29 protein-coding genes and 2 pseudogenes are annotated in these 26,158 nt (G+C 65.5%); 15 read left to right on the top strand and 16 right to left on the bottom strand.

Annotated features, from left to right (window positions below; translation table 11 throughout):
• The 11 genes and pseudogenes from ACN0RJ_RS18525 to ACN0RJ_RS18475 all read right to left on the bottom strand — a co-directional run.
• Positions 1–350, bottom strand: a pseudogene (locus tag ACN0RJ_RS18525) (conjugal transfer protein); the annotation flags it as partial.
• The gene (locus tag ACN0RJ_RS18520) at positions 347–1,054 is read right to left on the bottom strand and encodes a TrbG/VirB9 family P-type conjugative transfer protein (protein ID WP_417725214.1); all 708 of its coding nucleotides are present in this window, start codon (positions 1,052–1,054) and stop codon (positions 347–349) included. The gene ACN0RJ_RS18520 and the pseudogene ACN0RJ_RS18525, both read right to left, overlap by 4 nt.
• On the bottom strand, positions 1,051–1,704 hold the full coding sequence (locus ACN0RJ_RS18515) for a virB8 family protein (protein WP_417725218.1): 654 nt from the start codon (positions 1,702–1,704) through the stop codon (positions 1,051–1,053). The genes ACN0RJ_RS18520 and ACN0RJ_RS18515 overlap by 4 nt, the downstream gene beginning before the upstream one ends.
• A gap of 2 nt (positions 1,705–1,706) precedes the next feature.
• A complete protein-coding gene (locus ACN0RJ_RS18510; protein WP_417725213.1) occupies positions 1,707–2,519 on the bottom strand; it encodes a type IV secretion system protein in 813 nt (270 codons plus the stop codon).
• Entirely contained in the window at positions 2,516–3,658 is a 1,143-nt protein-coding gene (locus ACN0RJ_RS18505) for a lytic transglycosylase domain-containing protein (RefSeq protein ID WP_417725212.1), read from the bottom strand. The genes ACN0RJ_RS18510 and ACN0RJ_RS18505 overlap by 4 nt, the downstream gene beginning before the upstream one ends.
• 3 nt (positions 3,659–3,661) lie before the next feature.
• Positions 3,662–3,865 carry a hypothetical protein gene (locus ACN0RJ_RS18500; RefSeq protein ID WP_417725211.1) on the bottom strand — a complete coding sequence of 68 codons (204 nt, stop codon included), beginning with the start codon at positions 3,863–3,865 and terminating at the stop codon, positions 3,662–3,664.
• Positions 3,865–6,189, bottom strand: a complete 2,325-nt coding sequence (locus ACN0RJ_RS18495) for a type IV secretion system protein B4 (protein ID WP_417725217.1) — start codon at positions 6,187–6,189, stop codon at positions 3,865–3,867. Before ACN0RJ_RS18495 ends, ACN0RJ_RS18500 begins: the two co-directional genes overlap by 1 nt.
• Positions 6,190–6,226: 37 nt before the next feature.
• Complete coding sequence (locus ACN0RJ_RS18490; protein WP_417725210.1) at positions 6,227–6,505, bottom strand: type IV secretion system protein VirB3; 279 nt, start codon at positions 6,503–6,505, stop codon at positions 6,227–6,229.
• Between the two features lie 11 nt (positions 6,506–6,516).
• On the bottom strand, positions 6,517–6,807 hold the full coding sequence (locus ACN0RJ_RS18485) for a TrbC/VirB2 family protein (RefSeq protein ID WP_417725209.1): 291 nt from the start codon (positions 6,805–6,807) through the stop codon (positions 6,517–6,519).
• Positions 6,804–7,445: a lytic transglycosylase domain-containing protein gene (locus ACN0RJ_RS18480; RefSeq protein ID WP_417725208.1), complete on the bottom strand. Its 642-nt coding sequence runs from the start codon at positions 7,443–7,445 to the stop codon at positions 6,804–6,806. Before ACN0RJ_RS18480 ends, ACN0RJ_RS18485 begins: the two co-directional genes overlap by 4 nt.
• Positions 7,446–7,518: 73 nt before the next feature.
• Positions 7,519–7,854, bottom strand: a complete 336-nt coding sequence (locus ACN0RJ_RS18475; RefSeq protein ID WP_416369403.1) for a hypothetical protein — start codon at positions 7,852–7,854, stop codon at positions 7,519–7,521.
• Between the two features lie 219 nt (positions 7,855–8,073).
• On the opposite strand from ACN0RJ_RS18475, the gene ACN0RJ_RS18470 reads away from it, so the two are divergent.
• The 3 genes from ACN0RJ_RS18470 (at position 8,074) to ACN0RJ_RS18460 (ending at position 9,083) form a co-directional block, all read left to right on the top strand.
• Positions 8,074–8,316, top strand: coding sequence for a hypothetical protein (locus ACN0RJ_RS18470; protein WP_417725207.1), 243 nt, complete (start codon positions 8,074–8,076; stop codon positions 8,314–8,316).
• 445 nt (positions 8,317–8,761) lie between these two features.
• On the top strand, positions 8,762–8,932 hold the full coding sequence (locus ACN0RJ_RS18465) for a hypothetical protein (RefSeq protein WP_417725206.1): 171 nt from the start codon (positions 8,762–8,764) through the stop codon (positions 8,930–8,932).
• Complete coding sequence (locus tag ACN0RJ_RS18460; RefSeq protein WP_417725205.1) at positions 8,922–9,083, top strand: hypothetical protein; 162 nt, start codon at positions 8,922–8,924, stop codon at positions 9,081–9,083. Before ACN0RJ_RS18465 ends, ACN0RJ_RS18460 begins: the two co-directional genes overlap by 11 nt.
• 380 nt (positions 9,084–9,463) lie before the next feature.
• Here ACN0RJ_RS18460 and ACN0RJ_RS18455 read toward each other — a convergent pair.
• Positions 9,464–9,727, bottom strand: a pseudogene (locus tag ACN0RJ_RS18455) (DDE-type integrase/transposase/recombinase); the annotation flags it as partial.
• A 455-nt stretch (positions 9,728–10,182) separates the two neighbouring features.
• On the bottom strand, positions 10,183–10,344 hold the full coding sequence (locus ACN0RJ_RS18450; protein WP_417725204.1) for a hypothetical protein: 162 nt from the start codon (positions 10,342–10,344) through the stop codon (positions 10,183–10,185).
• Positions 10,345–10,674: 330 nt separating this feature from the next.
• On the opposite strand from ACN0RJ_RS18450, the gene ACN0RJ_RS18445 reads away from it, so the two are divergent.
• Complete coding sequence (locus tag ACN0RJ_RS18445) at positions 10,675–11,808, top strand: C4-dicarboxylate TRAP transporter substrate-binding protein (protein ID WP_417725203.1); 1,134 nt, start codon at positions 10,675–10,677, stop codon at positions 11,806–11,808.
• Between the two features lie 45 nt (positions 11,809–11,853).
• On the opposite strand, the gene ACN0RJ_RS18440 is transcribed toward ACN0RJ_RS18445, so the two are convergent.
• Together ACN0RJ_RS18440 and ACN0RJ_RS18435 are read right to left on the bottom strand one after the other, a co-directional pair.
• Complete coding sequence (locus tag ACN0RJ_RS18440; RefSeq protein ID WP_417725202.1) at positions 11,854–12,837, bottom strand: NAD-dependent epimerase/dehydratase family protein; 984 nt, start codon at positions 12,835–12,837, stop codon at positions 11,854–11,856.
• A 121-nt stretch (positions 12,838–12,958) separates the two neighbouring features.
• Entirely contained in the window at positions 12,959–14,104 is a 1,146-nt protein-coding gene (locus tag ACN0RJ_RS18435) for a C4-dicarboxylate TRAP transporter substrate-binding protein (protein ID WP_417725201.1), read from the bottom strand.
• Positions 14,105–14,318: 214 nt separating this feature from the next.
• On the opposite strand from ACN0RJ_RS18435, the gene ACN0RJ_RS18430 reads away from it, so the two are divergent.
• Genes ACN0RJ_RS18430 through ACN0RJ_RS18420 form a run of 3 tightly spaced genes read left to right on the top strand, consistent with a single transcriptional unit; the run spans position 14,319 to position 16,973 of the window.
• Positions 14,319–15,104, top strand: a complete 786-nt coding sequence (locus ACN0RJ_RS18430) for an SDR family NAD(P)-dependent oxidoreductase (protein ID WP_417725200.1) — start codon at positions 14,319–14,321, stop codon at positions 15,102–15,104.
• 42 nt (positions 15,105–15,146) lie between these two features.
• Positions 15,147–16,142 (top strand): amidohydrolase family protein, encoded by a 996-nt coding sequence (locus tag ACN0RJ_RS18425; protein ID WP_417725199.1) that lies wholly within the window; start codon positions 15,147–15,149, stop codon positions 16,140–16,142.
• Positions 16,143–16,193: 51 nt separating this feature from the next.
• On the top strand, positions 16,194–16,973 hold the full coding sequence (locus tag ACN0RJ_RS18420) for an SDR family NAD(P)-dependent oxidoreductase (RefSeq protein ID WP_417725198.1): 780 nt from the start codon (positions 16,194–16,196) through the stop codon (positions 16,971–16,973).
• Between the two features lie 117 nt (positions 16,974–17,090).
• Here ACN0RJ_RS18420 and ACN0RJ_RS18415 read toward each other — a convergent pair whose 3' ends face one another.
• Positions 17,091–18,494, bottom strand: a complete 1,404-nt coding sequence (locus tag ACN0RJ_RS18415) for an MmgE/PrpD family protein (RefSeq protein ID WP_417725197.1) — start codon at positions 18,492–18,494, stop codon at positions 17,091–17,093.
• A 233-nt stretch (positions 18,495–18,727) separates the two neighbouring features.
• On the opposite strand from ACN0RJ_RS18415, the gene ACN0RJ_RS18410 reads away from it, so the two are divergent.
• From ACN0RJ_RS18410 to ACN0RJ_RS18375, 8 genes are all read left to right on the top strand, one after another.
• The gene (locus tag ACN0RJ_RS18410; RefSeq protein ID WP_417725196.1) at positions 18,728–20,239 is read left to right on the top strand and encodes an aldehyde dehydrogenase family protein; all 1,512 of its coding nucleotides are present in this window, start codon (positions 18,728–18,730) and stop codon (positions 20,237–20,239) included.
• Positions 20,240–20,365: 126 nt separating this feature from the next.
• Positions 20,366–21,502, top strand: coding sequence for a C4-dicarboxylate TRAP transporter substrate-binding protein (locus ACN0RJ_RS18405; RefSeq protein WP_417725195.1), 1,137 nt, complete (start codon positions 20,366–20,368; stop codon positions 21,500–21,502).
• 87 nt (positions 21,503–21,589) lie between these two features.
• Entirely contained in the window at positions 21,590–22,354 is a 765-nt protein-coding gene (locus ACN0RJ_RS18400) for an SDR family NAD(P)-dependent oxidoreductase (protein ID WP_417725194.1), read from the top strand.
• A 59-nt stretch (positions 22,355–22,413) separates the two neighbouring features.
• On the top strand, positions 22,414–23,217 hold the full coding sequence (locus ACN0RJ_RS18395) for an enoyl-CoA hydratase-related protein (RefSeq protein ID WP_417725193.1): 804 nt from the start codon (positions 22,414–22,416) through the stop codon (positions 23,215–23,217).
• The gene (locus tag ACN0RJ_RS18390) at positions 23,218–23,616 is read left to right on the top strand and encodes a Zn-ribbon domain-containing OB-fold protein (protein ID WP_417725192.1); all 399 of its coding nucleotides are present in this window, start codon (positions 23,218–23,220) and stop codon (positions 23,614–23,616) included. It abuts the gene before it with no gap.
• A gap of 21 nt (positions 23,617–23,637) precedes the next feature.
• Entirely contained in the window at positions 23,638–24,483 is an 846-nt protein-coding gene (locus ACN0RJ_RS18385) for an SDR family oxidoreductase (protein ID WP_417725191.1), read from the top strand.
• Positions 24,484–24,498: 15 nt separating this feature from the next.
• Positions 24,499–25,344, top strand: a complete 846-nt coding sequence (locus tag ACN0RJ_RS18380) for a thioesterase family protein (protein ID WP_417725190.1) — start codon at positions 24,499–24,501, stop codon at positions 25,342–25,344.
• Entirely contained in the window at positions 25,341–26,054 is a 714-nt protein-coding gene (locus tag ACN0RJ_RS18375) for a hypothetical protein (RefSeq protein WP_417725189.1), read from the top strand. Before ACN0RJ_RS18380 ends, ACN0RJ_RS18375 begins: the two co-directional genes overlap by 4 nt.
• The last annotated feature ends 104 nt before the right edge of the window (positions 26,055–26,158 follow it).

Genomic DNA, 26,158 nt, shown 5'->3' with positions numbered 1-26,158 from the left:
AGCGCATCGAGTTCGGCCCGGACGGCCGCCAGCGCCTCGGCCAGGGCGCGCTCGGCCTCGCTCGGTCCGGCGTCCGCCGGTGCAGGCTCCGGGGTCCGGACCGGCAGGACGGCGGGCACCAGGTCGCCGAACCCCGACCCCTGGTCCTGGAACTCGGCCGGCGCGGCGGTCGGCATCGGCGCCGACGCCTTGGGCTGGAACGCGGCATAGGTGAGACCGCCCAGGCCCGCGATCCCGAGCACGCCGACAAGGGCCGTGACCGGGGACGGACGCCGGCCCCCCGCCCTTTTCCCGTTCGCGCCTTCGACCGCGGCAAGACGGGCCGCGAGATCTTCAGGTTCGTTGCTCATGCGCCGGCTCCCGCACGGCCAAGGTCCCGGATGCAGACCACCTCGTCGCCGAGGCGCAGCACCCATTCGGGGTTCACCCCGGAGACGCGGATCACGCCATCCGCCTGCGCCTGGCTGTTGACCGAGCGCTCCGCGCCGCGCGTGTGGCGGAAGATCGCCGGGACGGGTGCGTTCCGCGCGAAGCGGAAATAGGTGAAGGTGCCATCGTCCCAGACCGAGAGTGGTGTGAACTCGCGCTGCTCGCTCGCGCCGTAATTGGCATGGGGCGCGGCGGCCGCCACCGCCTGCCGGGGTGCGTTGCGGTTTTCGGGGTAGCGGAACTGCACGACGTAATGCGGGGTCTCGCGTGCCTCGACGACATGGAAGTAGTAGGAGCGCCGGTTGGTGTAGACGGTGATATTGGTGGCAACGCCCGAGGCCACGGGTTTGATCGCGAAGGCGCGCCCGCCCGGGACCGCGTCGAACTGGAAGCCGACGGTGTCGCCGGCGATGATCGAGCGGATGGTCTCGCCCTCGCCGAACTCGACCGTGGTCACGCGGGTGAGGCTGGTGACGACGCGGAACACCTGGCCGTCCACCCAGGTCGCGATCCGGACGCGGCTGTCATGGGCACCCCGACCGGGCGTGGTTTCGGCCCAGGCGGGGAGTCCGGCAGAAACCGCCGCGGCGAGGAAGAGGCCGGATAGGGAAAGGCGGGTCGTCATTCGGCGCGGTCCGATCTGATGGCATATTGCGTGACGGTGAAGCCGAAGGGGTTCTGCCAGACCTCGTCGAGGACGCGCGGGGTCTCGGGGTGGAACTCGAACATCAGCGTGGCGGTGAAGGCGCCGTCCTGCACGCCCTGCGGGCCGGTCAGGCGCTTGCGCAGGCGCACCTGCGCGCGGTTCTCGCCGATGAGGGTGATGCTGGCGATCTCGACCGCCATCTCGGCCCCTGCCCCGTAGCGCGTCGGCGGATAAGTCTCCTGGCCGCTGGTCCAGGTCGCGCGCATGCTGGCCTCGGCCGCGCCCTTCGATTGCGCCAGCACCCGGCGCACGCGCAGGTCATTGTCGAGCTGGTTGTAGGTCTCGCGGTCGGTGATGTAGCGGTAGATCTGCGCCTCGATCACCGCGGGGCGCTCGGCGAGCGTCACGGTCTGGACGGCTGCGTTCGGCAGGGCGAGGCCGGTCGCGGGATCGAAGGGCACGACGACCGGGGGCGGGGTCTCGATCAGGAGGGCGACGGCGGCGGCCGAGAGGCAGCCCATCACGCCGAAGACCGCGCCGCCGATGCCGATCTTGCGCCAGGTCTCCTCGCGCCGCAGCGCGCCATAGACCAGTTCCTCCTCGACGATGGCGTCGATACCCGTTCCCATCGTCATGGCCGGAGTTCCGGCAGGGTGAAGTCCATGTAGCGGCGTTCCTCGGCGATGGTCGCGGCATCGACCACACCCGCATTGCCCGCGCCAACGGTCTGGATCGCCTCGAGCTCCCACATCCGGGTCATCGCGATGGCAAGCTCAGCGGTCACGCGCGTATTGTGATCCATCGATGCCTTCAGGTCCTCCATGTCCGGGATCATCTCGACCAGCTTTTCGACCCGCTCCAGCGATTGCGCCGCCTCGGCGTGACTGTTCTGGGCGGCCGCAGACAGCACGGCCCCGGTGGTGGCGCGGGTGGCCACCCCTTGCGCGCCGGGGCTGCCGCTGCGGGCGATCTCGGCGAGGCTGTCTTCGTCGAAGCCGGCGCTCGCCAGCGCGGTCTCCATCTGGGTGCGGAGCGGCCCGGCCGAGGAGCCGAGGAGCGCGCTCCAGTCGCCCTGCTGGATGCCGGTGATCAGATCGCCGATGTCGGAGAAATCCGCCTCGAGCAACCCGTCGAGATCGCCACCCATGAAGAGGCCCAGGATGCGATCCCTGGCGCCGGTGAGCGAGGCATACATCTGGTTCAGCTGGTCGAGCTGCTGCTGCACGAGATCAAGCTGTTCCAGGAGCGTGTCAAGCTGATCGGTCTGGATCCCGAAATCCTCCAGCATCTGCTGCAGCTGGCGGATTTCCTGGGCGATGTTCTGGGTGTCGACGGTCGGCACACCCTGGGCGATGGCCGGCGCGGGCGCCATGCCCATCGTCACGGCCACCGCCGCGGCGGTCCCGAACAGAATTCTCCGTGCGCGTGGGAAGGTGATCCTCATCGCAATGTCTCCAAACTGAAATCCATGTATTGCCGCTCGGCGGCCTGCGCCGCAGCGAGCGCGATCTGCTCGGCGCTCATCGGCTCGGTCCTGGCCGCCTTGAGGCGGGTGCGGATGGCGACGAGGCGCGCCAGTTCCGCGCGGGCATAGGTGTTGAGCGCCAGCGCCTCGTGAAGGTCTTGCGTTTCGCCGATCCGCTCGATGATGTCCTGCACGCGCAGGGCGGCGGCCCGGACCGAGACCATCGAATAGTCGCCATAGACCCCGGAGCCATGCGCCGAGAGGCTGAAGCTCGCATTGGCGAGAAGGACCGGATCGATGGTGCCGAGCGCGTCGATCCCGCCGACCGCGGCGAGGTAGCGGTTGTACTGCTCGGGGATGACCACGACGTAGTGTTGGGTTTCCGAGAACGGCGGCACGCCGCCGTAGTCCTGCACGTTGCCGGGACCCGCGTTATAGGCGGCGAGCCCGTGGATGATGTTGCCGCCGAACATGTTCAGCATCTGCGCGAGGTAGCGCGCGCCGCCGGTCACCTGCAGGTAGGGATCGTCGTAATAGGCGGGATAGATGCCGAGATCGGACGCAGTGCCGGGCATGATCTGGGTGAGGCCGAAGGCGCCCACGGGAGAGCGGGCGCCGATCTGGAACCGGCTCTCCTGCCAGATCAGCGCCTGGAGGAGGCAGCGCCATTGCACCAGCGACAGTCCGGCGCGCGACACCCCAGGGAGGGAGAAGGTGTCGCGCGCCGCGCGGATGATCAGCTCCTCGATCCCCTCGCGCGCGTCGCCGAACATACGCGGCGCGGCCGGATTGCCATCCGCAGGCCCGTAGAGTACGGCGGCGGAGGTCTCGGAGCCCCTGCCCGCCTCCAGTCCCGCGATGGTAGCAGAGACATCGGTCCGACCCAAGCTTGTCGCCTCGACGAGATCGTTCAGCGCCGCGAGCTGCTGGCGTTCGATCTCGGCCAGCTCCTCCTCCCGGGTCAGCCGGTCGCGCTGCAATGCCAGATCCCGGTCACGCTGCGCGATGAGCGCCGCCGTGCGCGCAAAACCTTGGGCGTCGAAGGTCGGCACGCCCTGCCCCGACGCGGGACAGGCGAGCGCGGCGAAGGCGAGAAGGGGAGGAAGCCGGCGCAGCATGGATCAGTCCGCGAGCCCGAGCGCGGTGAAGGTGCAGGAGGTATCGGCCTGCGTGACCGCGGCACCCTTGGTCGAGACACGCGGTGCGTTCGCGGTCTCGGCCCGGAAATTGAAGCAGTTGGCCGTCGCGGGCCGGTATTCGGCGCAGGCCGACAGGGTGAGCCCGAGGGCGAGAAGCCCCAGGCGCAGGGTGGTCGTCTTGGTCATCATGTTCTCCAGAAGTCCGGGCGGTCGCGGTAGTCGCTGCCCACCAGCTCCTCGCCCTTTTCCATGCCGCCGAGGATGGTCACGAGCGGTCCGAGGCTCGAGAGATCGGCATCGATCACCACCGAGCCCCGATCGTCGCGGACAAGCGCCAGCCGCGAGGACGAGCGGACCCCGAGTAGGATATCGAGTTCCTTCTCCGACAGCCCCAGCATGGCGTAGTCGGCCTCGCTGGCGCGGATGTTAGGCAGGAGGATCTGCGTCGGCACCGCCTCGACGATGGTCTTGCCGGTGCGGGTGCGTTCGAGCTGGCTGGCGTATTGCGTCATCATCACGACGACGGCGTTCTGTTTCCGGGCGGTGACGAGCCAGTTCGACAGCCGTTCCGCAAAGTAGGCGTTGTCGAGCGCCTTCCAGGCCTCGTCGATCAGGATGACGGCCGGCTTGCGGTCCTCGATCACGCGCTCGACCCGCCGGAAGAGATAGGAGAGCACTGCCATGCGTTCCCGCTCGCTCTCGGAATCGAGTATGCCGGTCAGATCGAAGCCGGAGATGTCGCCTGCCAAGCTGAACGTGTCCTGCGCATTGGCGCCGAAAATCCAGCCGTAGCGGCCTTCGGCGGTCCATTCCTGCATGCGCTCGAAGAGATCGCCCTCGTCGTCGGTCGACACCAGCAGCGAGGCAAAATCCGACCAGTTCCGGAGACCTTCGTGACTGGCCGAGGCGTTCTGACGCACGACCTCCTGCAGCCGGTTGGCCTGCACCGGGGTGAGCGGGCGATCGCGACGTTCGAGGAGCGTCGCAAGCCAGTCGGCGAGCCAGGCCTGGCCGCGCGCATCGGTCTCGGTCTGCAGCGGATTGAGACCCGTGGGCCGCCCGGCCCGCACGGTCGAATAGCTTCCCCCGAGCGCCCGCACCGCCATCTCCATGCCGGCGCGGTAGTCGAAGACGAAGAGCCGGGCATTCGCGCGCCGCGCCATGGCCATGAGGAAGGCGGCGAGCACGGACTTGCCGGAGCCGGGACGGCCGAGGATCAGCGTGTGGCCGCCGGTCGGCTCGCGGTCCGGAGCGCCCTGTTCGTGGAAGTTGAACCGGAACCCGCCGCGTTCGGGCGTCGGGAAGAGCGTGATCGGCAGGCCCCAGGGCACCTCGCTCCCCGGTTTGCCGAGAGGCGTCCGGTGCAATGTCGCCAGGTCCGCGAAATTGTGGTTGGTGATCGCCGCCTTGCGGCTCCGCGCCCCGGTATTGCCGGGATGCTGGGCCATGTAATGCGCCCGCGCGCCGAAGCCTTCCGATATCAGGTTGATGCCGGTGCTGGCGGCGATGTTGCGCACTTCGGCGCAGATATCGTCGAGGGTGGCCCGGGTCTTCGCATAGACCGCGACCGTCATGTGATGCTCGCCGAATATCAGGCGTTTTGATTCCAGATCGTCCTGTGCGAGTTCCAGTTCCTCGGCGAGGCTGACCGCGCCGTCATTGGCAGCCTGCATGAGCCGCAGCTGCCGCTTGATGCGGCCGGCCATGATGTTCGAGTTGATCGGAACGAAGGAATGCGCGACGACCATGTCGACCGGCAGGTTCAGCTCGTCGAGCATCAGCGCGTCGGTCCTGGCCGGGTAGTTTTTGACCGCGAAGATCGCGCCGAATTTCTCACCCGCCGCCCCGTCGGAGAGGCGGATCGTCGGACCGTCGAAGGTCACCCGCGTGTTGGCCACGTCCTCGGCGAGGATGCCGAAGCGCGAGCGCGGGAAGAGCGGATGCTCGCAACCCGTGTTGAGGCTGCCGAGGAAGCCGAGCAGTGTGCCGGAATTTGCGGACAACAGCCGGGGTTTCATCTCGTCGAAGGTGGAGAGGATGAACCCCACCACCTCGTCGAGCTTGCGCAGCCTCCCAACCGTGCCCTGCGCGAGCCGCGCCCGGGAAGCGGTCGCCAGGAACGGCAGGCCGCGGCCCGCCTCGGGGCGCTTCAGGACCGTGAGGGTCAGCGTCTTGTCGCGGAGCCCGGAGGCGCGCAGATGCGCGCGCCAGCGCCGGTCGATCTCGCCCGCGAAGCCTGTGTCCTCGATCGGTGGCAGGTCCACCTCGACCGCTTTCGAGACCTTGTGCAGGTAGAAGGAGAACCCCGTCCCGGCCTGCGCCACGATCCCGGCCATGAGCGCGCCGATGCGGTCGAGATGTGCATCCTCGCACGTGGTGCTGTTCACCCCCTCGAGACGGATGCATTGCATGAGCTCGTTGCCGCGGGTGCGGATCGTGGTGTCGCTGACGAGGCTGACATAGGGCAGCATCTGCGAGAGACGTTTCTCGCCCGCGACCCAGGATGGCATTGCCGTCCCGAGATCGAGTTCCTCGCCATATCCGTTGTCACGGGGCATAGCTGTCGCCTCCGTGAAGCTTGCGGTTCCGGGTCGGCGGCGTCTCCTGGAGCGTGATCACCAGCACATCGAGGAAGTTCGGATCCCAGTCGGCGGCCTTCCAGAGTGCGGGCCAGGCGACACCGGCGATCAGCACCACGACCCAGCTCTGCACCCAAAGGAACAGGAGCGTGGAGCCGAAGAGCCAAACCATGGCATACATGATCGGCAGGCCCATGAGCTTGGGCGGCCTGAGGAGGCCGATGAAGACGCGCGACTGGTCCGCCATGGTATCAGACCTCAGGTGGTCCAGATCGCGGCGACGATGGTCGGGGCGGCCGCGATCCCGGCGATCGCCACCACGACCCAGAGCGCCTGTCGGAAATCGAGGATGCCGAAGAGCCAGGACAGGAACACGCCGATCAGCGCCAGCGTGCCGATCACGATACCCAAGGGCCCGGTGATCGCATCGACGATGCCCTGCAACAGGGTCTGCACCGGCGAGAGGTCGATGCTCTGGGCGAGCGCCGGTCCGGCAGCACCGATCAGCAGCGCCGCCGCGACGGCGGTCAGGGTCTCTTGTCTTCTCACGAAATCTCTCCTCTCAGGCGCAGCATCGCGGCGGTCACTTTCGCCACATGGCCCATGGTTTCTCGGTAAGGGGGGATGCCGCCATGGCGGTCGACCGCCTCGGGTCCGGCGTTGTAGGCGGCGAGCGCCAGGCGGCTGTCGCCGAAACGGTCGAGCATCATCAGCAGATACCGCGCCGATCCATCGAGGTTCTGGCGCGGATCATGCGGATCGACGCCCAGAACCCGCGCGGTGTCCGGCATCAGCTGTCCGAGCCCGATCGCACCCGCGTCGCTCAGCGCGCGCGGATCATAGGCGCTCTCGATCTCGATATTGGCCCGGTAGAGCGCGGCCCAGTTGGTGACCGAGAGACCGGCGCGGCGCAACCCGGGGTGACCGGCATAGCGGAAGGCGGTCGCCTCGATGGCGGCGAGAATGTCGGGAGGAGCCGGAACGGGCGCGCGCGATGCGGTTTCTGCGTTCGCTTCGTCTTGCGACCGATTGGAGAAGAGAAAGAGCCGGTCGCCGGGACCCGTTGCACCGTTCGCCTGCGTGTCGGTCGATGCGTCTGGATCACCCTGCGTGGCAGAGACATCAATCAGCCGGCCATCCTGGCCGACGGAGAAGATGAACCCGCCTGTCGTCGTCTGTGCCAGCAAGGCCGAGGGTGCGGAACAAACACCTGTACCAAGCAGGGCAAGGACCGCGAGAACGCGGCGGGCGGTAAATACGTCAGGCCTTGGCGGCCAGAGGTTTGCCCGGGGCTTCGTGGGGAACCCGTCCGCCTTCTTCGAGCGGGATGGAAACGACGGTTGCGCCCATGTCGGCCAGGAAACTGACGAGGCCGACGATCGTCTTGAATTCGCGGATCTTGAGATAGCTGCGCGAGGTGACGAGCAGTTTCTCGTCTCGTCCATCGGAAGAGACGGCCCGCACGGTCCAGGTGCCGTACCAGCTGTTGTGGCGTTTCTCGGCGCCTTCCTTGCAGACGACCTCGGCCCTGTACCCCTGACCGAGCAATCCGCGCAACCCGTCTTCGGTGACCACATTCGGTGCTTCTTCTATCATGACCTCCCTTGGGCCCTCCTCATGATGAGTACCGGCCCGCGGGACATTTCCACACGAGCGATACAAGACAACATAAACGACTTCAAGACGATTTCTTCATCTTGACTGGCTGCTTTCGCGCACTTAGGCCCGCTATCACACAAATCCACCGTTTCACACCGGCAAAGGAGTTTTGCCCTGCGCATGTTTTGTGTCGGACGAACCAACCTGCCCGGTTTGGTGGCAATCTTCGTGCTGAGCGGTCAGATGGCAAGCGCCTGCATCGCGCCGGACCGGCCCTTCCTGCCCGAAAACCCAGAAGACGTGCGCGAGTATGCCGAACTGCTGCGGGCCGACTTCGAGGGATACATCGCCGACATCCAGGAGTATTTCCGCTGCCTCGACGCCGAGCGCCAGCGCGCCTTCCTCGAGGCGCAGGAGGTCAGCCGCGACTACGGACGACTGGTCGAGATCCTCGAGTGAGGACCCGCATGCTGGCTGGTCTCCGCTTCGGACATCAAGCGTCACAAAGAAATCCGATTGCCGTCATTCGTGTTGTATTGTATTCGCCCGCATAGTTTTGTGGAGAGTCGATACATGCGACGCAAGATCCTGCGGCTGGCGATGGCCACGACATTGACGCTTTCGGGACAGGTCCCGTTGGCGACCCCGGCGAGCGCCTATCAGGTGGACTGCGCCATCCTGCTCTGCCTCGCGGGCGGCTGGCCGGCCTCGGCGCCATGTGCCCATGCCCGCGCGGTGTTCATCCGCCGGATCACCCCCTGGCCCATCGAACCGCCGCTCCAGATCTGGCGCTGTCCAATGGGGGCGTCGTTCTCGCCGATCGAGCCCCGGACCGGCCGAGCGCCTGTTCGATGCCGCCTTCCAGGCCACTCTGCCCCGGCAGTCCTTTCCGGAGGATGCGCCAGTGATTGAGGTGCAGGCCACGGACGGGGCGGACGTCGACATCTCGGGCGACGCCTTCGATTTCGTGCGCAGCATCCGGGTCTATCACATCCAGTACCGCCAGCACGAAAACCGCGACGGCGACTGCAATCGCAGCGACTCGACGCGGCTCGGCCTACGGCGTGCAGGGTGACTACCGCTGGACCCCGTCCAGCACGGCCCAGGTCCCGCCTGCCTCGCAGCTGAGGATTCCGAACGGCTGCGGCAGCTATTTCTATCGCTCGGTCTTCGTCGACTGGCGTGACCACGCCGGAAACGACGGCTCCGAAGAAGTCCGCTACTGACCATTTCCGGCCCGGATCACCTCGGGCCTGATCATCCTTTTGCACCGGAGGCTGTGCATCCCAGACCCAGAAAAGAGAACGACGCCAGACCGATAGTCCGACGCCGCGCCCGATTACTCACTGTGCCCGAGTTTTCTAGCCGATCGCCCGGAGACCTGCAACCAGAAAAGTTGTTTTGCTGGCAGGAATGTTGTTTCCTCACGATCTGACGTCGTCCCTCCGAAGAGACGACATTCATGGACCTTGAGACCGGCTCAATCCTGCGGCAGATCCTCCGATGCGTGTCAACGGCGGAGCAAAAACCGACCACTTTGCTCTTCTTGCGGCGGCAGGGAGGGCGTGGAGATCATCCTCGACGGCATTGCCCGGAAGGATGGCTAGCCGCGGACCTCGGCGATACGGTCCACCTCGCGAGCGACGCGGACGCCGGAGATCGAGGTATCGACGACCGCGGCCAGGCATTCCCGGCTGAAGTCATCGATGGCGCACAGCACCCTGAACCGACGCCCGCAGGACAATGCGTCGGACACGAAGTCGAGGCTCCAGCACTGCTTCGGTCCCTGCGGGATCGGCATCGGGGCCCGTGTGCCGAGCGCTCGCTCCCGGCCGCCGCGCTTGCGCACCGTGAGCCTGGCCGTTCGCCATGTCGATGCCGTCGGCCGGACGAATGGCGATGCGGTCGGCGAACCCAAGAGCCCGTCACGCAGAAGGACCAAAAATGAGATCAGCACTTGACCAAGGCGACTAAAGAACGCCGTGGGGCACTATCCTTCGCCGAGAAGCAGATCAGGGTTCGCGGGTCCCAACTCGTCCGGCGCCCGGCGGAGCCGACCGATATTGCGCCTGCGAGTTTCGCCATTGTCAAACGTCGTCTCGACAAAAACACTTACATCCATGGTGGGTCCCGCCTCATTTTGAAACCCTTACCCTACCACGTAGACCACCAAGTTTTGCCCACTCCCGCCACTGCGATTGCTTCCGCATCCGCCATATCGTTCTTCTGCTGTTTCACGAAGGGCTTCACCTAGGCTGGTGGAAACAAACGGACCGGATGGCCCAGCCCACCGATCCCCGGCTCCAAGTGATGAGCCCACGCGCACTACTTCATAGCCACCTCGCAGGGCGGCTGCCCGGCCAGAAACGTCAGTAGCCGGCCGGGCGACAGCTTGCCGCGGAAGACCACCGAACCGTCGGCCGCGCGACCCTGTGCCCGGAACACGGACTTGGCCAGGTCCTTTCCGATGATACCGATCTCTCCCATGGACGCTCTCCTTCATGGCGGTGCTTCAACACCCACTACCCCGGCACATTCGATGCCGCCGGGGGGGCGTACACCCCATCGATTACGGTTGCTCCTGCGTTCATTCCGGTGACCGTTGCATCCAGGTCGATCGCGCCGACGTTCAGGGACAGTCTCAATGAGCGACATCTGCCAAGGATGTTCCGGGCTCCAGAGCACGAATGATCAAGTGTGTATGGCACGGTTCTTGCGGCAGGCGAAGTCGGGCCGAGCGTTGGTTTGACTCTGCATCGAGCTGTCGGCGCTCAAGGCCCAGCAGAACAAGATACGTTTCACCTGGAGGAGAAGATCATGAAATTCTGGAGGACCATCGCGCTGTCTGCCAGCGTCGGCATCGCCGCCGGAGGCTCCGTGGCGGCCGAGGACTACCGTGCCGCGACCTTCACGCCGGCGTCGGAAAACCACGCCAGGAGCATGCAATGGCTTGCCGACGACCTGAAGGCCGTCACCGATGGCGAAATCTCGTTCGAACTTTTTGTCGGCGGCGCGCTGATCCCGGCAAAGTCGATCATGCAGGGGGTCGCGGACGGCGTCGCGCAAATGGGGTTCGTCTTCACCGGGTATCTGCCCTCCGATCTGCCGATTTCCAATGCGCTCACCGGGATGGCCTTTGTCGAGACCGATCCGATCGTGCTCGCACTCGCCTATGCCGACTACATCATGAACGACGAAGCGGGCTTTGCCGAGTTCTTCGACAACGGTGTCATTCCCGTGGGCGGCATCGGCAGCGCTCCGTCGGATTTCCTCTGCAACACCGCGCCGATCACGTCCCTGGACGAGCTGAAGGGCAAGCGGATCCGGGTGCCGGGTGGTCTCGTGTCGCAACTGGTGCAGGATCTGGGCGCCATCCCGGTCGCGATTCCGTCCTCGGAGATGTACCAGGCGCTTCAGGGCGGACAGGTGGACTGCGTGGCGAACTCTCCCTCCCACCTGAACATCGACGGCAGCCTTCAGGAAGTCTCGAAAAGCGTTCTTCGCATGAACATGTCACCTGCCTTTGCCTCGCCGACGGTCGTCTACGATGCCGATTTCTGGCAGGGGCTGACGCCCGAAAACCGTCGGGTGCTGCTGGACGCCGGTGCCGGACAGCTTGCGCGGCTCGAGGTCGGCTACCTCAGCCCGATCGGCGACTCGCTCAGGATGGCCGAAGACAAGGGGATCGTCGTGATCGACCCCGATCAGACGATCGAGGATGCGGTCGCAGCATGGGTCGCCAACGGCGTCGGCGGCATGGCCGCGAATGCCCGCGATACGCTGGGGATCGAAGACCCGGATGCTCTGTTCGCCACCTTCTCCGAATACCTCGACAAGTGGCGGCCCATCGTTGCCGGACTGAACGACCGGCTCGACGAAGAGGAACTGACCGCGCTGATCAAGACCAATCTCATGGACAAGATCGACGTCACCACCTTCGGGATGAACTGAGCCGTCCCGGCATCGGGCGGGGCCGTCTTGCCCCGCCCCCCCCGCTCAGGCCCGGGCGTCGATCCACGCCATGACGCGGGCGACGCCCTCCTCGATCTCGACCCGAGGCTCCCAGCCCAGCATGTCGCGGGCTTTTTGCCGGTCGAAGACATAGCGCGTGGCCGCCGCCAGCTTGGCGGTGCCGGTGTAATCCCGGTAGACCGGCTCCAGATCGGACCCAGCCGCCCGCAGGATGACCTCGAGCACCCGGTTCTGGGTCAGTTCCACGCCTCCTACGATGTTGAAGCTTTCGCTGCCTGCGGGGCTTTCCATCGCCATCAGGTTGGCACGGGCCACGTCTCCGACGTAGACGTAGTCCTGCGTTCCGGTTCCGTCGCCATCGGCGAGCGGAGCCTCTCCGCGGCGCACACGCGCGCAGTTTTCGGCAATGCCGCCGCCCATCATCGCGCGCTGGTGCTGGCGTTCGCCATAGACCGACGAATAGCGCAGGGCGACGTAGTCGAGACCGTGCGCATCGCGATAATATCTTGCCATCGCTTCGCTGGCGACCTTGCTGGCAAAGTAGAGCGCCATCGGGGCCGGTGCCTGCTGCCAGCGCAGCGGCGATTCCTCGGTCGTCGGAAGGTCGGTCGAGGCGCCGTAGACACCAATGGACGAGCTGTAGACGATCTTTTGCACGCCCTGCCTGCGGCAGACCTCCAGTGCATTCTGAAAGCCCCGGCTGTTCACGTCGAGGCTGAGCCAGGGGTCCTTCGCGATGGTGCTGGACATCACCCCCGCCACGTAGAACACGCCGGACGCCCCGGCGAGCGGGTCGAACAACTCGTGGATCTGGCGCACATCCGCGCGCACGAAGCTGCAGCGGTCGTCACCGATCATTGGCTGCATGGAGTCGGCAGGTCCGAAGGAGAGGTTGTCTACAAGGACCACCTCGCCAGCCCCTTCGTTCAGAAGCTGTTCCGCGATGGTCGCGCCGATCTGGCTGGCGCCTCCCACCACGACGAATTTCCCTCCGGCAATCTCGGGCATGACTTTCATTCCTCTGTTTCGTGCTTCTGTTTCGTGTCCGGGACACCGGCCGCCACGGCCTGTGCCCGGCAAAAGGGACGCCCCCGCGGATGGGGGACGTCCCGGTCGGTCGGGAGCCCTATCAATCCATGCCGTAGGTGGCCGGATCGACGGTGTCGGTCAGATTGGTCCGGATCAGGGCCGTGAGTTCCTCTTCGTCGAAGCGGTCCTCCAGCCCGGCGACCAGACCCCGCCATTTGTCGATGGAGGTCATGAACTCGGCGAACAGCGCCTCGGGGTCGGCAATGCCCAGGTCCTTGCGCGCGATGCCCGCGGCGTCGCCCATGCCGTTGTCGACCCAGGCCTGAATCGCGCCGCGGAGGGAGTCATCGGGCGCGACGATCTCGTGACCGGCGGCCTCCGCCATCTCCAACGCCTTCTTCTGGTTGGAGCCGTAGTTGATCTGCGTCCGGGCCATCGACCGGGCCGACACGTCGATCAGCACCTTGCGATGCTCGGTGCTGAGCCCCTGCCAGAAATCCGCATCGTAAAGCTGGATGGGCGAATTCATGTTGGAATAGATGTCCACGGTCGTGACGCTCCTGGACACTTCGGCCAGCGAATTGTCGATGTTGAGCCAGGACGGATACATCCCGGCGCAATCAAGCTGCCCGGTCTCGAGCGCCTGGTACATTTCCTGCGCGGGGATGGCGACGGGCACCATGCCGAGCGCGCTCACGAGGTTCGAGATCAACCCGCCCGGAGAGCGGACCCGAATGCCCTTCACGTCCTCGATCGAGGTCAGGGGCTTGGGCGTGTTGCAGATGAAGTCGTAGGGCGGCGTTGCAAACCCCCCTACCGGAATGACGCCGTTCTTGCGGAAATCGTTGTATTGCATCTCATTGTGCATGACGAAATCGGCCCAGGCCAACCCCGTGACCAGCGGGTCCCGTTCGACGAAGGATGCCCAGGACAGGGCGTTGGCGACCGGAAGCTCGGACGGGGTATAACCCGAGGAGGTGAACCCGGCCTGCGCAATTCCGTCGGCGACGCCCTGCATGGTGGTCTTGGCGGGGATCAGCACACCACCGGTAAACAGTTCGAACGTCAGCTCGCCGTTCGTGACGCGGTCCACCTCTTCGAAGAACCAGCGGAACCCCTCTTTGGTGTGAACATCGGAATCCCCGATGAAGGTTGCCGCTCGGTATGTTTCGGCTTGAAGCGTGCCGGCCAGGGCAAAGCCGACCCCGCCCGCCAGGAGCAGTGTTTTCAGACAATTCATGTTCATATGTCCTCCCAGACAAACCCGCCCTCTCCCGAGGCGGGTGGAGGGCCGCTCGCAAATGCCGTGCCGCAGGTGTCTTCCGCGCGCTGCGGGGGCCCGGAACGATGAGCCGCCGCCCTGCCGGCGTCTGGCACGTCGATTGCGGTATCTTCATCACGGAAGCGCGCGGGTGTCGGAGCAGGGAATGTCAGGCACCGAGCGGCAGGAGGAGGACCACATGCGTTTGAAAGACAAAGTTGCCGTCGTGACCGGAGCGAACTCCGGCATCGGTCGCGCGATTGCCGACCGTTTCGCCGAGGAAGGCGCGATCATCGCGGTCGTCGCCATGAATCAGGAGCGCATCGACAGCACCGTTGCCGAGATCAAGGCCGCCGGAGGCCGCGCGGCGGGCTACCGGGTCGACGTCTCCAGCCAGGACGAGGTCAAGGCGCTTATGGCCTCCGTCGCCGAGGAATTCGGACGGATCGACATCCTGATCAACAATGCGGGCATCACCCGCTACCGCCCCTTCGACACCACCACCGGCGAGGACTGGGATATGGTGCTGAACATCGATCTCAAGGGCGTGTTCTTCTGCGCGCAAGCGGCGGCGCCCTACATGCGCAAGCAGAATTACGGACGCATCGTCAATATCTCCTCCGCCGCGGGCACAGGCTCGACCCCCGGCGCCTCGGCCGGATCGCCGGGCGCGACGGCCCCCTATGCCGCCGCCAAGGCCGCGGTGAACATGCTGACCAAAACGCTGGCGCGAGAACTCGGGCCGAACGGCATCACCGTCAACGCCGTGGCGCCGGGCACCTTCCCGACCGCCATCTCGACCTCGACCCGCACCCCCGAGGAACTGGCCGCGCATCTCGAACGGCGTAAACAGACCCTGGTGCTTCAGCGCATCGGTACGCTGGACGAGGTCGCGACGCCGGTGCTGTTCTTTGCCTCGGACGATTCCAGCTACGTGACCGGGCAAACTCTTTGCGTGGACGGAGGGCGCTTTGACCGGATGTGACCGCGCCCCGCGCCCGGGACCGGACGCCAAGGGAAACCGCGCATGAGCAGCGCCGAAAACGCCGCCCCGCTGGCCGAGCCCATCGTTCTTCCCGGCCTGCCCATCATCGACCCGCATGTCCACCTGTGGAACATCCGGGGCTACGACTATTTCGTGCCGGAGCTGATGGCCGATTTCCGGTCGGGTCACAACGTCGTTGCAAGCGTGCATGTCGAATGCGGCATGGCCTATTCGGACGATCCGCGTCCGGAGTTCCGTTGCGTCGGCGAAACCGCCTTTGTCGTCGAGCAGATCAGGGCAGCGGACACCGGGGACCACGATCTTGCCGCCGGAATCGTCGGCTTCGGCGACCTTCGGCTGGGAGAGAGGCTTGCTCCCGTGCTCGACGCGCACAAGCAGGCCGGTGAGGGGCGGTTCCGCGGAGTCCGGTCCTTCATCGCCTGGCATCCCGACCCGGCGATCGGCTACCCGAATATCCCGCGCTATGCGCAGGGCAACGTGATGGCCGATCCAGCCTTCCTCGCCGGGGCGAAGGCGGTGGCCGAGGCCGGGTTGGTGATCGACCTCTGGGTCTACCACAGCCAGCTTGCAGATGCGGTGGCGTTCCTGCGCACCTGCCCGGATGTGCCGATCCTGCTGAACCATTGCGGCGGCCCGCTGGGGGTCGGCCCCTATGCCGGGCGGCGCGACGAGGTGTTTGCCGCCTGGGCGGACCAGATGGCCCGGATCGCGGAGCTGCCCAACGTGCGGATCAAGCTGAGCGGCCTCGGCATGCATCGCACCGGCCTTGCCCACCCGGAACCGGGAAAGGCCCCGCTCTCCGACCGGCTCGCCGCCCTGTGGAAGCCCTACCTGCGGACCTGCGTCGATCTGTTTGGCACCGACCGCGCGATCTTTGCCAGCAATTTCCCGGTGGACCGGGACGCCGCGCCCTACGCGGTGCTGGTCAATGCCTACAAGAAAGCGCTTTCCGACCTGTCGCAGGACGAGTTGGCCGCGATCTTCGCGGGCAATGCCGCATCCTTCTACAAGATTTAGCCCAACCCGCACGTCCGGAACCGCCGGACGGACTGACCTGAGGAAGACAAAATGGACAAGAAAGTCGCAATCGTAACCGGCGGAGGCTCCGGCATCGGTCAGGCGATCTCGGAACGATTGATCCGCAACGGGATGCATGTCGTCATAGCGGACATCAATCAGGCCAACATCGACGCGACGCTGGCCAAGTTCAACGCCGATGGCGAGAACGCGACCGGCTACCGGCTCGACATCACGCAGCGCGACGCGGTGCTGGCGTTCGCCGCTTCCGTGAACGAGAAATTCGGCCATATCGACGTGCTGATCAACAACGCCGGCATCACCCGTTACACGCCCTTCTACGAGGCGGACGACAGCGCTTGGGACCCGGTCGTCAACCTGGATCTCAAGGCGGTGTTCTACTGTTCGCAGGCTGTCGCCAGGTACATGGTCGCGCAGAAAGGCGGCAAGATCGTCAACATCTCGTCCAGCCTAGGCACCGGGACCTCGCCGCACCATACCGCCGGCTCTCCGGGAGGCAGCGCCGCCTATGCCTCGGCCAAGGCGGGGGTCATTCAGCTGACCAAGACGCTTGCCCGCGAACTGGGTCCGGACAATATCAACGTGAACTGCATCGCTCCGGGCTTCTTCCTGACCCCGATGACGGGTGCCACGCGCTCGCCCGAGCAGGTGGCCGACCACATCAGGGCCCGCACCGAAATGGCCGTGCTCAAGCGCCCCGGAAACCTCAAGGAACTGGCGGGCGTAGTGTCGTTCCTGTGCTCGGAAGATTCCGATTTCGTGACCGGCCACACGATCCACGTCGACGGCGGCCGCTCCGACCGGATGTGACCTCTCCCTGTACTGGCTCCCTGCCTGCGTGTTCCGGACAAGTCCGAATGCGCAGGCAGGGAGCCATTTTTTGCAGGGGACGCCGGGCGGTCCGGCAGACCGCCCCGGCGCCGGGTTTCAGACCGCCGAACTGCCCTTGCCACGCAGGATCGCGCTCAGAGTCGTCAGTTCGGACTGCTTTTCCAGGTTGAAGACGATGTCCTCGATCCGGTCCATGTCCGCAACGGAGACAGAGCGTTCGGCAAGGTTGCGGAACTTGGCGATCACCTGTTCTTCGGTCATCGGGCGGTGATGGCTGCCGACGAAGAAATCCACGTTCTTGTGCAGCGTCCGGCCGTCCTTGAGCGTCACGTCCACCCTGCTTCCCCTGTGGTACTGCGGCGCCATCTTCTCGCGCGCCTCGTCGCGTTCGGCCCGCACGCGGTTCGCCAGTTCGACCAGGTCGGGGCGCGCGATATTCGCATCGACCATCTCGTCGACAAAAGCCCTCCCCTCGATCAGCATCATGGCGATGCCGAAACCCATGTTCATCTGCGCCGAGGTCAGCCCCGTCGGCACATATTCCCACGCGCCATGGCTGACGGTGGCCTGCGTGGCGTGCACGACGATCTCTTCCACGTCCTTCGGCTTCAACCCCTCCTCGACCATCAGCGCCTCGACCGCGTCCATCGAGGCAAAGTTGGTGCCCAGCGAGGCGTGGCGCTTCAGGTCGATCCGCATCGTCTCCCAGGCGGTGCCCAGACCTTTGCTGAGTTCGCTCAGGTCGAATTCATCCTTGGTCTGGGTGAAAGTGGTGCAATAGCCGCCGTATTCCTGCTCGAACACGTCCTCGATGCCGGTGAAGCCTTCGGCCGCCAGCAACGCGGCATAAAGCCCGCTCTGGGCGTTCTTGGCACATTGCATCCGCTTCACCATCGAACCGAACTGAGCCGCCATGAGGCCCGAGGCCTGCGTGCCGGCGATCCCGAGGGCGTGGTAGAGCTGCTCTTCGTCCAGCCCCAGGATGATACCGGCGGACAAGGCGGCGGAGAACGGACCGAAGATCCCCGGCGCGTGCCAGCCCTTCACGATCATCCGGTCGCCGTTCATGCACAGACCGACGCGGGGTCCGACCTCGAACCCCGCAATGATCGCGGTCAGGAGGGTTTCGCCGCTCACCGTGTCGGCTCCGACATGTTCGGCAGCGGCAAAGGCCGCCGGAAGCACGATGGCGCAGGCATGGAAGCAAGCCTGGTTGGCATCGTCGATCTCGTAGCCCTGAACCATCGTCCCGTTGACCAGCGCCGCATGGACGGCCGAGGCGGTCTCGCCCCGCCCCCAGACCGACGCCACGCCGCCGCCGGGTTCGAGCTGATGAACGATCTTCGCGACAATTTCGGTCCATTGCTTCCCGGCGGCGAACAGCCCGCAGCCGAGCCCGTCGAGGACAAGCGCCTTGGCGCGGGCAACCACCTCGTCCGGTACGTCGGACAATTTCAGATTTGCCGCGAACCGGGCGATCTTGCGCGTGTGAGATGTCATTCGTCGTCCTCTTGAAAGCCTGTTCCGTGTCTTCCCCCGGCCTGTTGCGGCGGGGTGCGCCCGCGCCGTTGGACGAGCATGTCAGCGACCGCAGGGCGCAAGATCCGTGCCAGCCCACCGCAGCGGCGAGGTCCAAGGCGCATCGGCTCTGGCACGGAATTTGCACCGGACCTCCCGTCCGGCCCCGGCAGCCACAACCCCTCAACCGCTCCAGACGTCAGGAAGTCAGTCCCATGAACCAGATCACAACCCACACAGAAGCCGACCTGCTTGCCATCTCGGGCTATTCCGAGGCTATCGCCTGGCTCAAGGCGGGCCCCAAGAAGCTGTTCATCGGCGGCAAGTGGGTCGAATCGCTTTCGGGCAAAACGACCACGTCGTTCAATCCCGCGACCGAGAAGCCGCTGGCGGATATTGCCCTCGGCGATGCCGCCGATGTCGACCTCGCCGTCGCTGCGGCCCGCAAGGCGTTCGAACATCCCTCGTGGTTCAATGCCTCGCCGCACTGGCGCACCAACCTGCTGCTGAAGATTGCCGATCTGGTCGAGAAGAACGCGCCCCAACTCGCGGTGCTCGAAACGCTCGACATGGGCGCGCCGCTGAGCGCGACCACCGGCGCCATCGCCAATGCGGTGCAGTGCTTCCGCTACTATGCCGGATGGCCGACCAAGATCCACGGCACCACGAACCCCACCGATCCGGCACGTTTCATCTTTGCACTGCGCGAGCCGATGGGGGTCTGCGGGCTCATCAACGCCTGGAACGCTCCTTTCACGACCGCCGCAATCAAGATGGCGACCGCGCTGGCCTGCGGCAACGCACTGATCATGAAGCCCGCGGAAATGACCTCGCTCAGCACGCTGAGGCTGGCCGAACTGATGGAAGAGGCCGGCATGCCTCCGGGTGTCGTCAACATCATCGTCGGTCGCGGGTCCGTCGCCGGGGCCGCAATGGCCGAGCATCCCGGTATCGACAAGCTGTCCTTCACCGGCTCCACCGAGGTCGGACGCCAGATCCTGTCCGCCTCGACCGGCAACTTCAAAAAGGTGACGCTCGAGCTTGGTGGAAAGTCCCCGAACATCGTCTTCGAAGACGCGGACCTCGATGCAGCGCTTGAAGCCGCAGCGGCGACCTGCTGCCGCAACTCGGGGCAAATCTGCTCTTCCGGCACGCGCCTGTTCGTTCACGAAAGCCTGCATGACGAGGTGGCCGAGCGGGTCTCGGGCCTGATCGGGGCCTACAAGGTCGGCAGCCCGCTCGAGGCCGACACCCGGATGGGTCCGCTGATCTCTGCCGGGCAGCTCAAGACCGTGCTGTCCTATGTCGACATCGGCAAGAAGGAGGGTGCAAGCGTCGGACTAGGCGGTGCCCGGATCGGCGATGTCGGTCATTTCGTGCAGCCGACGGTGTTCGCCAATGTCACCAACCAGATGACCATCGCCCGAGAAGAGATCTTCGGCCCGGTCCTGTCGGTGATCCCCTTCAAGGACGAGGAGGATGCGATCCGGCAGGGGAACGATACCATTTACGGACTCGCTGCCGCCGTCTGGACCCCCGATGTCAGCCGGGCGCACCGGGTGGCGCGCGGCCTCAAGTCCGGTCGCGTCTGGGTCAACACCTATGCCGAGGCCGACCAGGTCATGCCGATGGGCGGATACAAGCAATCGGGCTTCGGGCGAGAACTGGGAGCGGAATCCATCGAAGCCTTCACGCAGACCAAGTCTGTCTGCATGCGACTGGGCTGAGCTGCCTCCGGCACCGTGGTGTACGGCCCCCCCGCCCCCCGGCCTCTCGGATCGGCCCAGGGGCGGGGCGCTTGATCGGTGAATGCAATTTTTTGCGCCATTTTCGGAACTCAGAAAGGAGTGCCCATGGCATTCGCAAATTTCGGCCTTCCCACACTTCTTACCGCGGTCATCGGGGCATCTGCCCTGCACGCCGAGGACTACCGGATATCGACCTTCATCTCGCAGTCCGACACCCACACCAAGGAAGGGCTGATCTGGTTCGCCGATGAGGTGCGCAGCGTCAGCGACGGCGACATCTCCTTCGAGGTCTTCACCGGCGGCGCGCTGCTGCCGGCGAAATCCACGATGCAAGGCATCGCGGACGGCGTGGCGCAACTGGGCTTTGTCTACAGCGGCTACACACCGTCCGAGCTTCCGGTGTCCAACGCCCTCACCGGGATGGCCTTTGTCGAAACCGATCCAATCGTCCTCGGCATGTCCTTCGCCGACTTCCTGATGCACGAGGAGATCGGCTTCAACGACTACCGCCACAACGGCATCATTCCGGTCGGCGGCTTCGGCACCGCACCCTCCGTCTTCATCTGCAACACGGAGCCCTTGACCTCGCTCGGGGATCTCAAGGGCAAGCGGGTGCGCTTTCCGGGAAGCTTCGTGTCGCAGCTCGGCGAGCACCTGGGCGTCGTGCCGGTCAACGTGCCCGCGCCCGAGATCTACCAGGCCCTGCAAAGCGGGCAGATCGACTGCGCAACGATCCACCCCTCCTGGCTGAACATGGATGGCAGCCTTGCCGAAGTGTCCAAAAGTGTCCTTCTGATGAACATCGCGCCGAACTTCGCTTCTCCGGCCCACGCCTATGACGCGGACTTCTGGCAGGGCCTGACGACGGAGGAACGCCAGACGCTTCTCGACGTCGCGGCCCGCACCATGGCGCGCATGGAAATCGGCTATCTCGAACCGCAACAGCGCGCCCTCGACATGGCCGAGGCCGGGGGCATCGTCATCACCGAACCCGACAGCACCATCACCGAAGCGATCGCCGCGTGGGTGGCCGATGGTGTCGGCGGAATGGACAAGGTGGCGCGCGAAACGCACGGCATCGACGATCCCGAGGCCCTGTTTACGACCTTCCGGAAATACCTCGACAAGTGGCGCCCGATCGTGGCCGCGCTCGAGGACCGCAACGACGAAGACGCGTTGACCGCAATGATCAAGACCCACCTCATCGACACGGTGGATGCCGCAACCTACGGCATGAACTGACGACGCCGCCCGCCGGACAGGTCGGCGTGGCATGTGGTTTGCGTGTCTGACCAGCAAGACACCGTACAAAGGTCCTGAGAGAGAACCATGACACGATTTGCCAACAAGACCTTCCTTCTCGTCGGAGCCGGCAGCGGTATCGGAGCGGCGACGCTGCGCCGGCTCCACGAAGAGGGCGCGACCATCGCGGCCGCCGATGCCCGCAAGGACGGCGTCGACGAGGTCATCGCCACGCTCGGGGACAGCTCCCGCGTCTACAGCGCCGCGCTCGACGTCACGGACCGCGATGCCGTCGCCGCCTTCGTCGGCGACGCCTTTGCCCGCTTCGGCAAGGTGGACGGCATGGTCTGCACGGCGGGTATCCGGGGGGTCGGCGGTATTCTCGACACCGATCCGGCAGTCTGGGACAAGGTGCTCAAGGTCAATCTCGAAGGCAGCTTCAACATCTCGCAGGCCTACTCCCGCGCGGCCAAGGAGCATGGCCTGCCGGGTTCGATCGTTCTGATCTCTTCGGCGGCGGGCATACGGGGCGTTCCTTTCCGCCTGCCCTATGCCGCGTCGAAATACGGTGTCGTCGGCCTGACCACCACCATGGCGATCGAACTCGGGCCGCTCGGTATCCGGGTCAACTGCCTGGTGCCGGGGATGATCTACACGCCGTTCACCAAGGTGATGTTCGAGGACCCCGAAAACGCCGCGCGCATCCGGGCCTCGCATCCGCTCCAGCGCGAAGGTCAGCCGGAGGAGGTTGCGGCGGCGATCGCGTTTCTTCTTTCGGACGATGCCAGTTTCATCACCGGCGTTGCCTTGCCCGTCGACGGCGGACAGACTGCGGGCATTGCCTCGCACTGACATCAGGTATGGCGGCTTCCGCCCGGCTTCACCCGAGACCTCACCGCACAAGGGTCCAGATGGCTTTTTCCGACATTCTCTATGACATCACGGACAGCGTCGCGACGGTCACGATCAATCGTCCGGCCAAGCTCAACTCCGTCACCGCCGATACCCTGCGCGAGATCGAGACCGCACTGCACATGGCGGGCAATGACCCCGAGGTCGGCGTCGTCGTGCTGACCGGCGCGGGCGACAAGGCGTTCTGCACCGGGGCCGACGTGTCCTGGCAGCGCGAGGGCAAGATGGGCACCACCGGCCCGGACGTCTTCGCGCCGCCTTACATGATGTTCCTGCGCTGCCCCAAGCCGGTCATCGCGCGGGTCAACGGCTATGCCATCGGCGGGGGAAACCATTTCGCCTATTTCTGCGACCTCACCATCGCCGCCGATCACGCGGTTTTCGGCCAGAGCGAGCCGCGCGTCGCGTTCCCGCAAAGCGGCGCCACGCTGGGTTACCTCGCGCGACTTATCGGGCACAAGCGCGCGAGAGAGATGTGGATGATGGGTCGCAAATACGACGCCCGGACCATGAAGGACTGGGGCCTCGTCAACGAGGTGGTCCCTCTGGCCGATCTGGACGCGGAGGTCCGCAAGTGGTGCGACGAGCTTCTTGCCGTCGCGCCCACCTGCCTCAAGCTCTACAAGGCCAGTTTCATCGAGGAATTCAACGACCTGCTGGGCCAGGGCGATTTTCTGCGCCGCTGGATCGTGCCGGACGATTATCGCGAGACCGAGCAACGCGAGGGCACGAGCGCCTTTCTCGAAAAGCGCCGCCCCGACTATGCGGCCTTCCGCCGCCCATCGAAAAAGGAGGACAGGTGAATGGACACTTCCGGCAAGCTGGTGAACGGCGACAACAAGGCCTTCTGGGAAGGCGCGCGCCAGCACAAGCTTCTGATCCAGAAATGCAATCGCTGTGACAGCGTGCAATTTCCGCCGCGTCATCACTGCATCAAATGCTGGGAAGCCGACCTGGTCATGGTCGAGTGCTCCGGACGCGGCAGGGTCGAGAGCTACACCATCGTCCGCCGCGCGCCGCTGGCCGCCTTTCGCGACAAGGTCCCTTACCCCGTCGCCGCGATCCTGCTCGAAGAAGGCCCGCGCCTGATGGCCGGGGTGATCGGGGAGGACGCGCTCGACGTCGCCATCGGCGATGCCGTGACGGTCGATTTCGAAGAAGACGCGGACGGCAACGTGCTGCCGCAGTTCCGACGCGCCTGACAAGACAGCAAGGACAAGTTCATGGTCGACACCGCTCCGCAAAATCCCCGCAGCCCCCTCGAAACCTACGCATCCGGAATGCTGCGCGGCAAGACCGCCTTCGTGACCGGAGGCGGCACCGGCATCGGCTTCGGCATCGCCCGGACGCTCGGGCTGCTCGGCGCGACGGTCTGCATCATCAGCCGCAAGGAAGACGTGCTGATCGAGGCCGCTAAGAACCTCGAAGCGGACGGCATCGACGTCATGTATGTCGCCGTCGACATTCGCGACTTCGACGCCGTTCAGGCCGCCGTGGACCAGACGGTCGAGCGGATGGGATCGCTCGACATCCTGGTGAACTGCGCCGCAGGTCTGTTCCACGCCCCCGCCGAAGAGCTGTCGGAAAACGGCTGGAAAGTGCTGATCGATATCAATCTGAACGGAGCATGGGCCTGCTGCAAGGCCGCGTTCAAGCCGCTGTCGCAGGCGCAGGACGGCGGTCGGATCATCAACATCGTGTCCCCCTTCGCATGGCAAAGCTGGCCGGGATCGGTCAATGCGGCGGCGGCCAAGGCCGGGTTGATTTCCATGGCACATACTCTCGCGGTCGAATGGGGACGCTACAATATCCATGTCAACAACATCGCTCCCGGCCCGATCGGCGGAACCGGGGGCATCAACAAGATGGCGGAAAATCCGGAGCGGTTCGAACAGGAACTCGAGCGTACCGCGCTTGGCCGTGTCGGCGAACTGGGAGACATCGCCGAGGCGGTGGCTTTCTTTGCTTCGCCCGCCGGGTCCTTCATCTCGGGCGCCGACCTGCTGGTCGACGGCGGGCGCCAGTACAACATGGTGCCCTCCAAGGTGCGCAACCTGCGCGCTCTCTGATCGGCGGACCCTGCCATGCTGACCCTCAGAACCGCCGTCAACCAGTGGGAGAGCGATCAGAACAACCACTGGAACGTCAGGTTCTACGGCCGCAGCTTCCAGGCGGCGACCGAGGTCTTCCTGTCCCGGAGCCCCGGCGGCAATCCCGGCGCGCGCTGGGTGCGGGACCGTCACATGCGCTTTCATCGCGAAGTGTTCAGCGGTTCGCCGGTCACGGTGACCTCCGGTGTCGGGACCGACGGGGATCTCGAAGGCCGGATCGTCCATGTCATGCGGCAGGGCGACACCGTCCTGGCGACCGCAATCGACGAGGGGTGCGACCCTGCCGCCGGGGCGCCCTGGTCCGAGCCGGAGCTTACGGACAAGGTATCGCCGCGCGGGCTGATGGCCGGCCCCCTCGATCCGGTGATGCCGGATCACGGGGCGGTGCGGCGCCTGTGTTGCGCGACCGGCGTGGCGCGGGTTGCCGAGATGGACCACCATGGGCTCATGCCGCTCGACAACTTCGTGCCGCGTTCCTCCGCCGCGATGCACAACCTGATGAACGCCATCGGCTTTACCCGCGAGTTCATCGCCCGCACGCGCATCAGCCGGATGGCGGTCGAGATGAAGCTGACCCGCCACGCGGACTGCACCGCGGGCACCCCGCTCACCTCGCACACCTGGATTTCCGAGGTCGAGGGCAAGAGCTTTTCCGTCCGCCATCTGGTCGTGGAGGCGCGCAACGGAAATCCGGTCATGAGCATCGAACACAAGCTGCTGTTCGTCGATCTGAATCTGCGCAGATCCGTCCCGCCACCCGAAACGCTGCGGTCCGGTCTGGAACGCTATTTCGCCGCCGAAGGGAAAGGGCAGCCATGATGAAAGACACCGCAGATGCGGACGGCCTGGAAACCCACCGATCCTATATTCCGAAGTGGGAAATCAACTCCGAGGGGATTTGGGACGCACGCTTTGTCGCGCGCGTCTTCCAGCACGCGTCGGACACGCTCCGGGAGGCGGTCGCACCCGGGGTCGCGGCAAGACACGTTCACAGAAGACTCCGGTTCATCGCCCCGATGTTCGGGGGCGAGCCGGTCAGGATCGGCTCGGCGCGCCTGCGGAGCGGGGACGATGTGGTGCATCTGCTGTCGCAGGCCCGGACCGGCAACCTCTGCGCCGTGGCGCTGGATCGGGTGGGGTACGACATTTCGGGCCTGCCCGTCGTCGACACGCCCGAGGCCGCGCCGTCGCCCTTCGCAGATGACGAAGAGATCGGCACGGACGGGACCGTCACCCACCTGTCGGTGCTGCGACCTGCGGCCTTCGACCACCTCGGCGTCCTCCTCTCCGACGCGGTCTGTGCCTGCGTGGTGGAGGCGATGCCCCATATCCTCGTCGCGCGCGGGGCCGGGGCGGCGCCAGCCCCGATCACCGAGTTGCACGTTTCCCTGACCGGAGAAGGCCGCTCCGGAGACGTGGCGCGGCTCGTCTCCCAAGGTGATCCCGGCCGCATCCGGCATGTGCTCGACTGCCCGACCAGCGGGCGCGTCTACGCCAGGGCCGTCACGGTGCACACATCCGCCTCCTGAGCCCGCGCGCTGCTGGTCCGATGGCACGTTTCTTGCGGTTCTCCACTGTGATGACCGGTCCGCGAGACCCGCTTCGGACAGCGGACCGGGCGCGACCAACACGA

The sequence above is a fragment of the Salipiger sp. genome (genome assembly GCF_048261495.1).
Lineage (GTDB): Bacteria > Pseudomonadota > Alphaproteobacteria > Rhodobacterales > Rhodobacteraceae > Salipiger.
Note: the sequence above shows the minus strand (reverse complement) of the source record. Positions and strands in the feature narration are given on the sequence as shown.

Excerpts from the sequence above, each read along its gene's own strand:
- ACN0RJ_RS18435 (WP_417725201.1), bottom strand. The coding sequence starts at position 14,104 with ATGAACATGAATTGTCTGAAAACACTGCTCCTGGCGGGCGGGGTCGGC.
- ACN0RJ_RS18445 (WP_417725203.1), top strand. The coding sequence starts at position 10,675 with ATGAAATTCTGGAGGACCATCGCGCTGTCTGCCAGCGTCGGCATCGCC.
- ACN0RJ_RS18475 (WP_416369403.1), bottom strand. The coding sequence starts at position 7,854 with ATGATAGAAGAAGCACCGAATGTGGTCACCGAAGACGGGTTGCGCGGA.
- ACN0RJ_RS18405 (WP_417725195.1), top strand. The coding sequence starts at position 20,366 with ATGGCATTCGCAAATTTCGGCCTTCCCACACTTCTTACCGCGGTCATC.
- ACN0RJ_RS18390 (WP_417725192.1), top strand. The coding sequence starts at position 23,218 with ATGGACACTTCCGGCAAGCTGGTGAACGGCGACAACAAGGCCTTCTGG.
- ACN0RJ_RS18410 (WP_417725196.1), top strand. The coding sequence starts at position 18,728 with ATGAACCAGATCACAACCCACACAGAAGCCGACCTGCTTGCCATCTCG.
- ACN0RJ_RS18385 (WP_417725191.1), top strand. The coding sequence starts at position 23,638 with ATGGTCGACACCGCTCCGCAAAATCCCCGCAGCCCCCTCGAAACCTAC.
- ACN0RJ_RS18510 (WP_417725213.1), bottom strand. The coding sequence starts at position 2,519 with ATGAGGATCACCTTCCCACGCGCACGGAGAATTCTGTTCGGGACCGCC.
- ACN0RJ_RS18440 (WP_417725202.1), bottom strand. The coding sequence starts at position 12,837 with ATGCCCGAGATTGCCGGAGGGAAATTCGTCGTGGTGGGAGGCGCCAGC.
- ACN0RJ_RS18515 (WP_417725218.1), bottom strand. The coding sequence starts at position 1,704 with ATGGGAACGGGTATCGACGCCATCGTCGAGGAGGAACTGGTCTATGGC.
- ACN0RJ_RS18400 (WP_417725194.1), top strand. The coding sequence starts at position 21,590 with ATGACACGATTTGCCAACAAGACCTTCCTTCTCGTCGGAGCCGGCAGC.
- ACN0RJ_RS18395 (WP_417725193.1), top strand. The coding sequence starts at position 22,414 with ATGGCTTTTTCCGACATTCTCTATGACATCACGGACAGCGTCGCGACG.
- ACN0RJ_RS18450 (WP_417725204.1), bottom strand. The coding sequence starts at position 10,344 with ATGGGAGAGATCGGTATCATCGGAAAGGACCTGGCCAAGTCCGTGTTC.
- ACN0RJ_RS18490 (WP_417725210.1), bottom strand. The coding sequence starts at position 6,505 with ATGGCGGACCAGTCGCGCGTCTTCATCGGCCTCCTCAGGCCGCCCAAG.
- ACN0RJ_RS18415 (WP_417725197.1), bottom strand. The coding sequence starts at position 18,494 with ATGACATCTCACACGCGCAAGATCGCCCGGTTCGCGGCAAATCTGAAA.
- ACN0RJ_RS18425 (WP_417725199.1), top strand. The coding sequence starts at position 15,147 with ATGAGCAGCGCCGAAAACGCCGCCCCGCTGGCCGAGCCCATCGTTCTT.
- ACN0RJ_RS18420 (WP_417725198.1), top strand. The coding sequence starts at position 16,194 with ATGGACAAGAAAGTCGCAATCGTAACCGGCGGAGGCTCCGGCATCGGT.
- ACN0RJ_RS18495 (WP_417725217.1), bottom strand. The coding sequence starts at position 6,189 with ATGCCATCCTGGGTCGCGGGCGAGAAACGTCTCTCGCAGATGCTGCCC.
- ACN0RJ_RS18430 (WP_417725200.1), top strand. The coding sequence starts at position 14,319 with ATGCGTTTGAAAGACAAAGTTGCCGTCGTGACCGGAGCGAACTCCGGC.
- ACN0RJ_RS18375 (WP_417725189.1), top strand. The coding sequence starts at position 25,341 with ATGATGAAAGACACCGCAGATGCGGACGGCCTGGAAACCCACCGATCC.
- ACN0RJ_RS18505 (WP_417725212.1), bottom strand. The coding sequence starts at position 3,658 with ATGCTGCGCCGGCTTCCTCCCCTTCTCGCCTTCGCCGCGCTCGCCTGT.
- ACN0RJ_RS18380 (WP_417725190.1), top strand. The coding sequence starts at position 24,499 with ATGCTGACCCTCAGAACCGCCGTCAACCAGTGGGAGAGCGATCAGAAC.
- ACN0RJ_RS18520 (WP_417725214.1), bottom strand. The coding sequence starts at position 1,054 with ATGACGACCCGCCTTTCCCTATCCGGCCTCTTCCTCGCCGCGGCGGTT.
- ACN0RJ_RS18500 (WP_417725211.1), bottom strand. The coding sequence starts at position 3,865 with ATGACCAAGACGACCACCCTGCGCCTGGGGCTTCTCGCCCTCGGGCTC.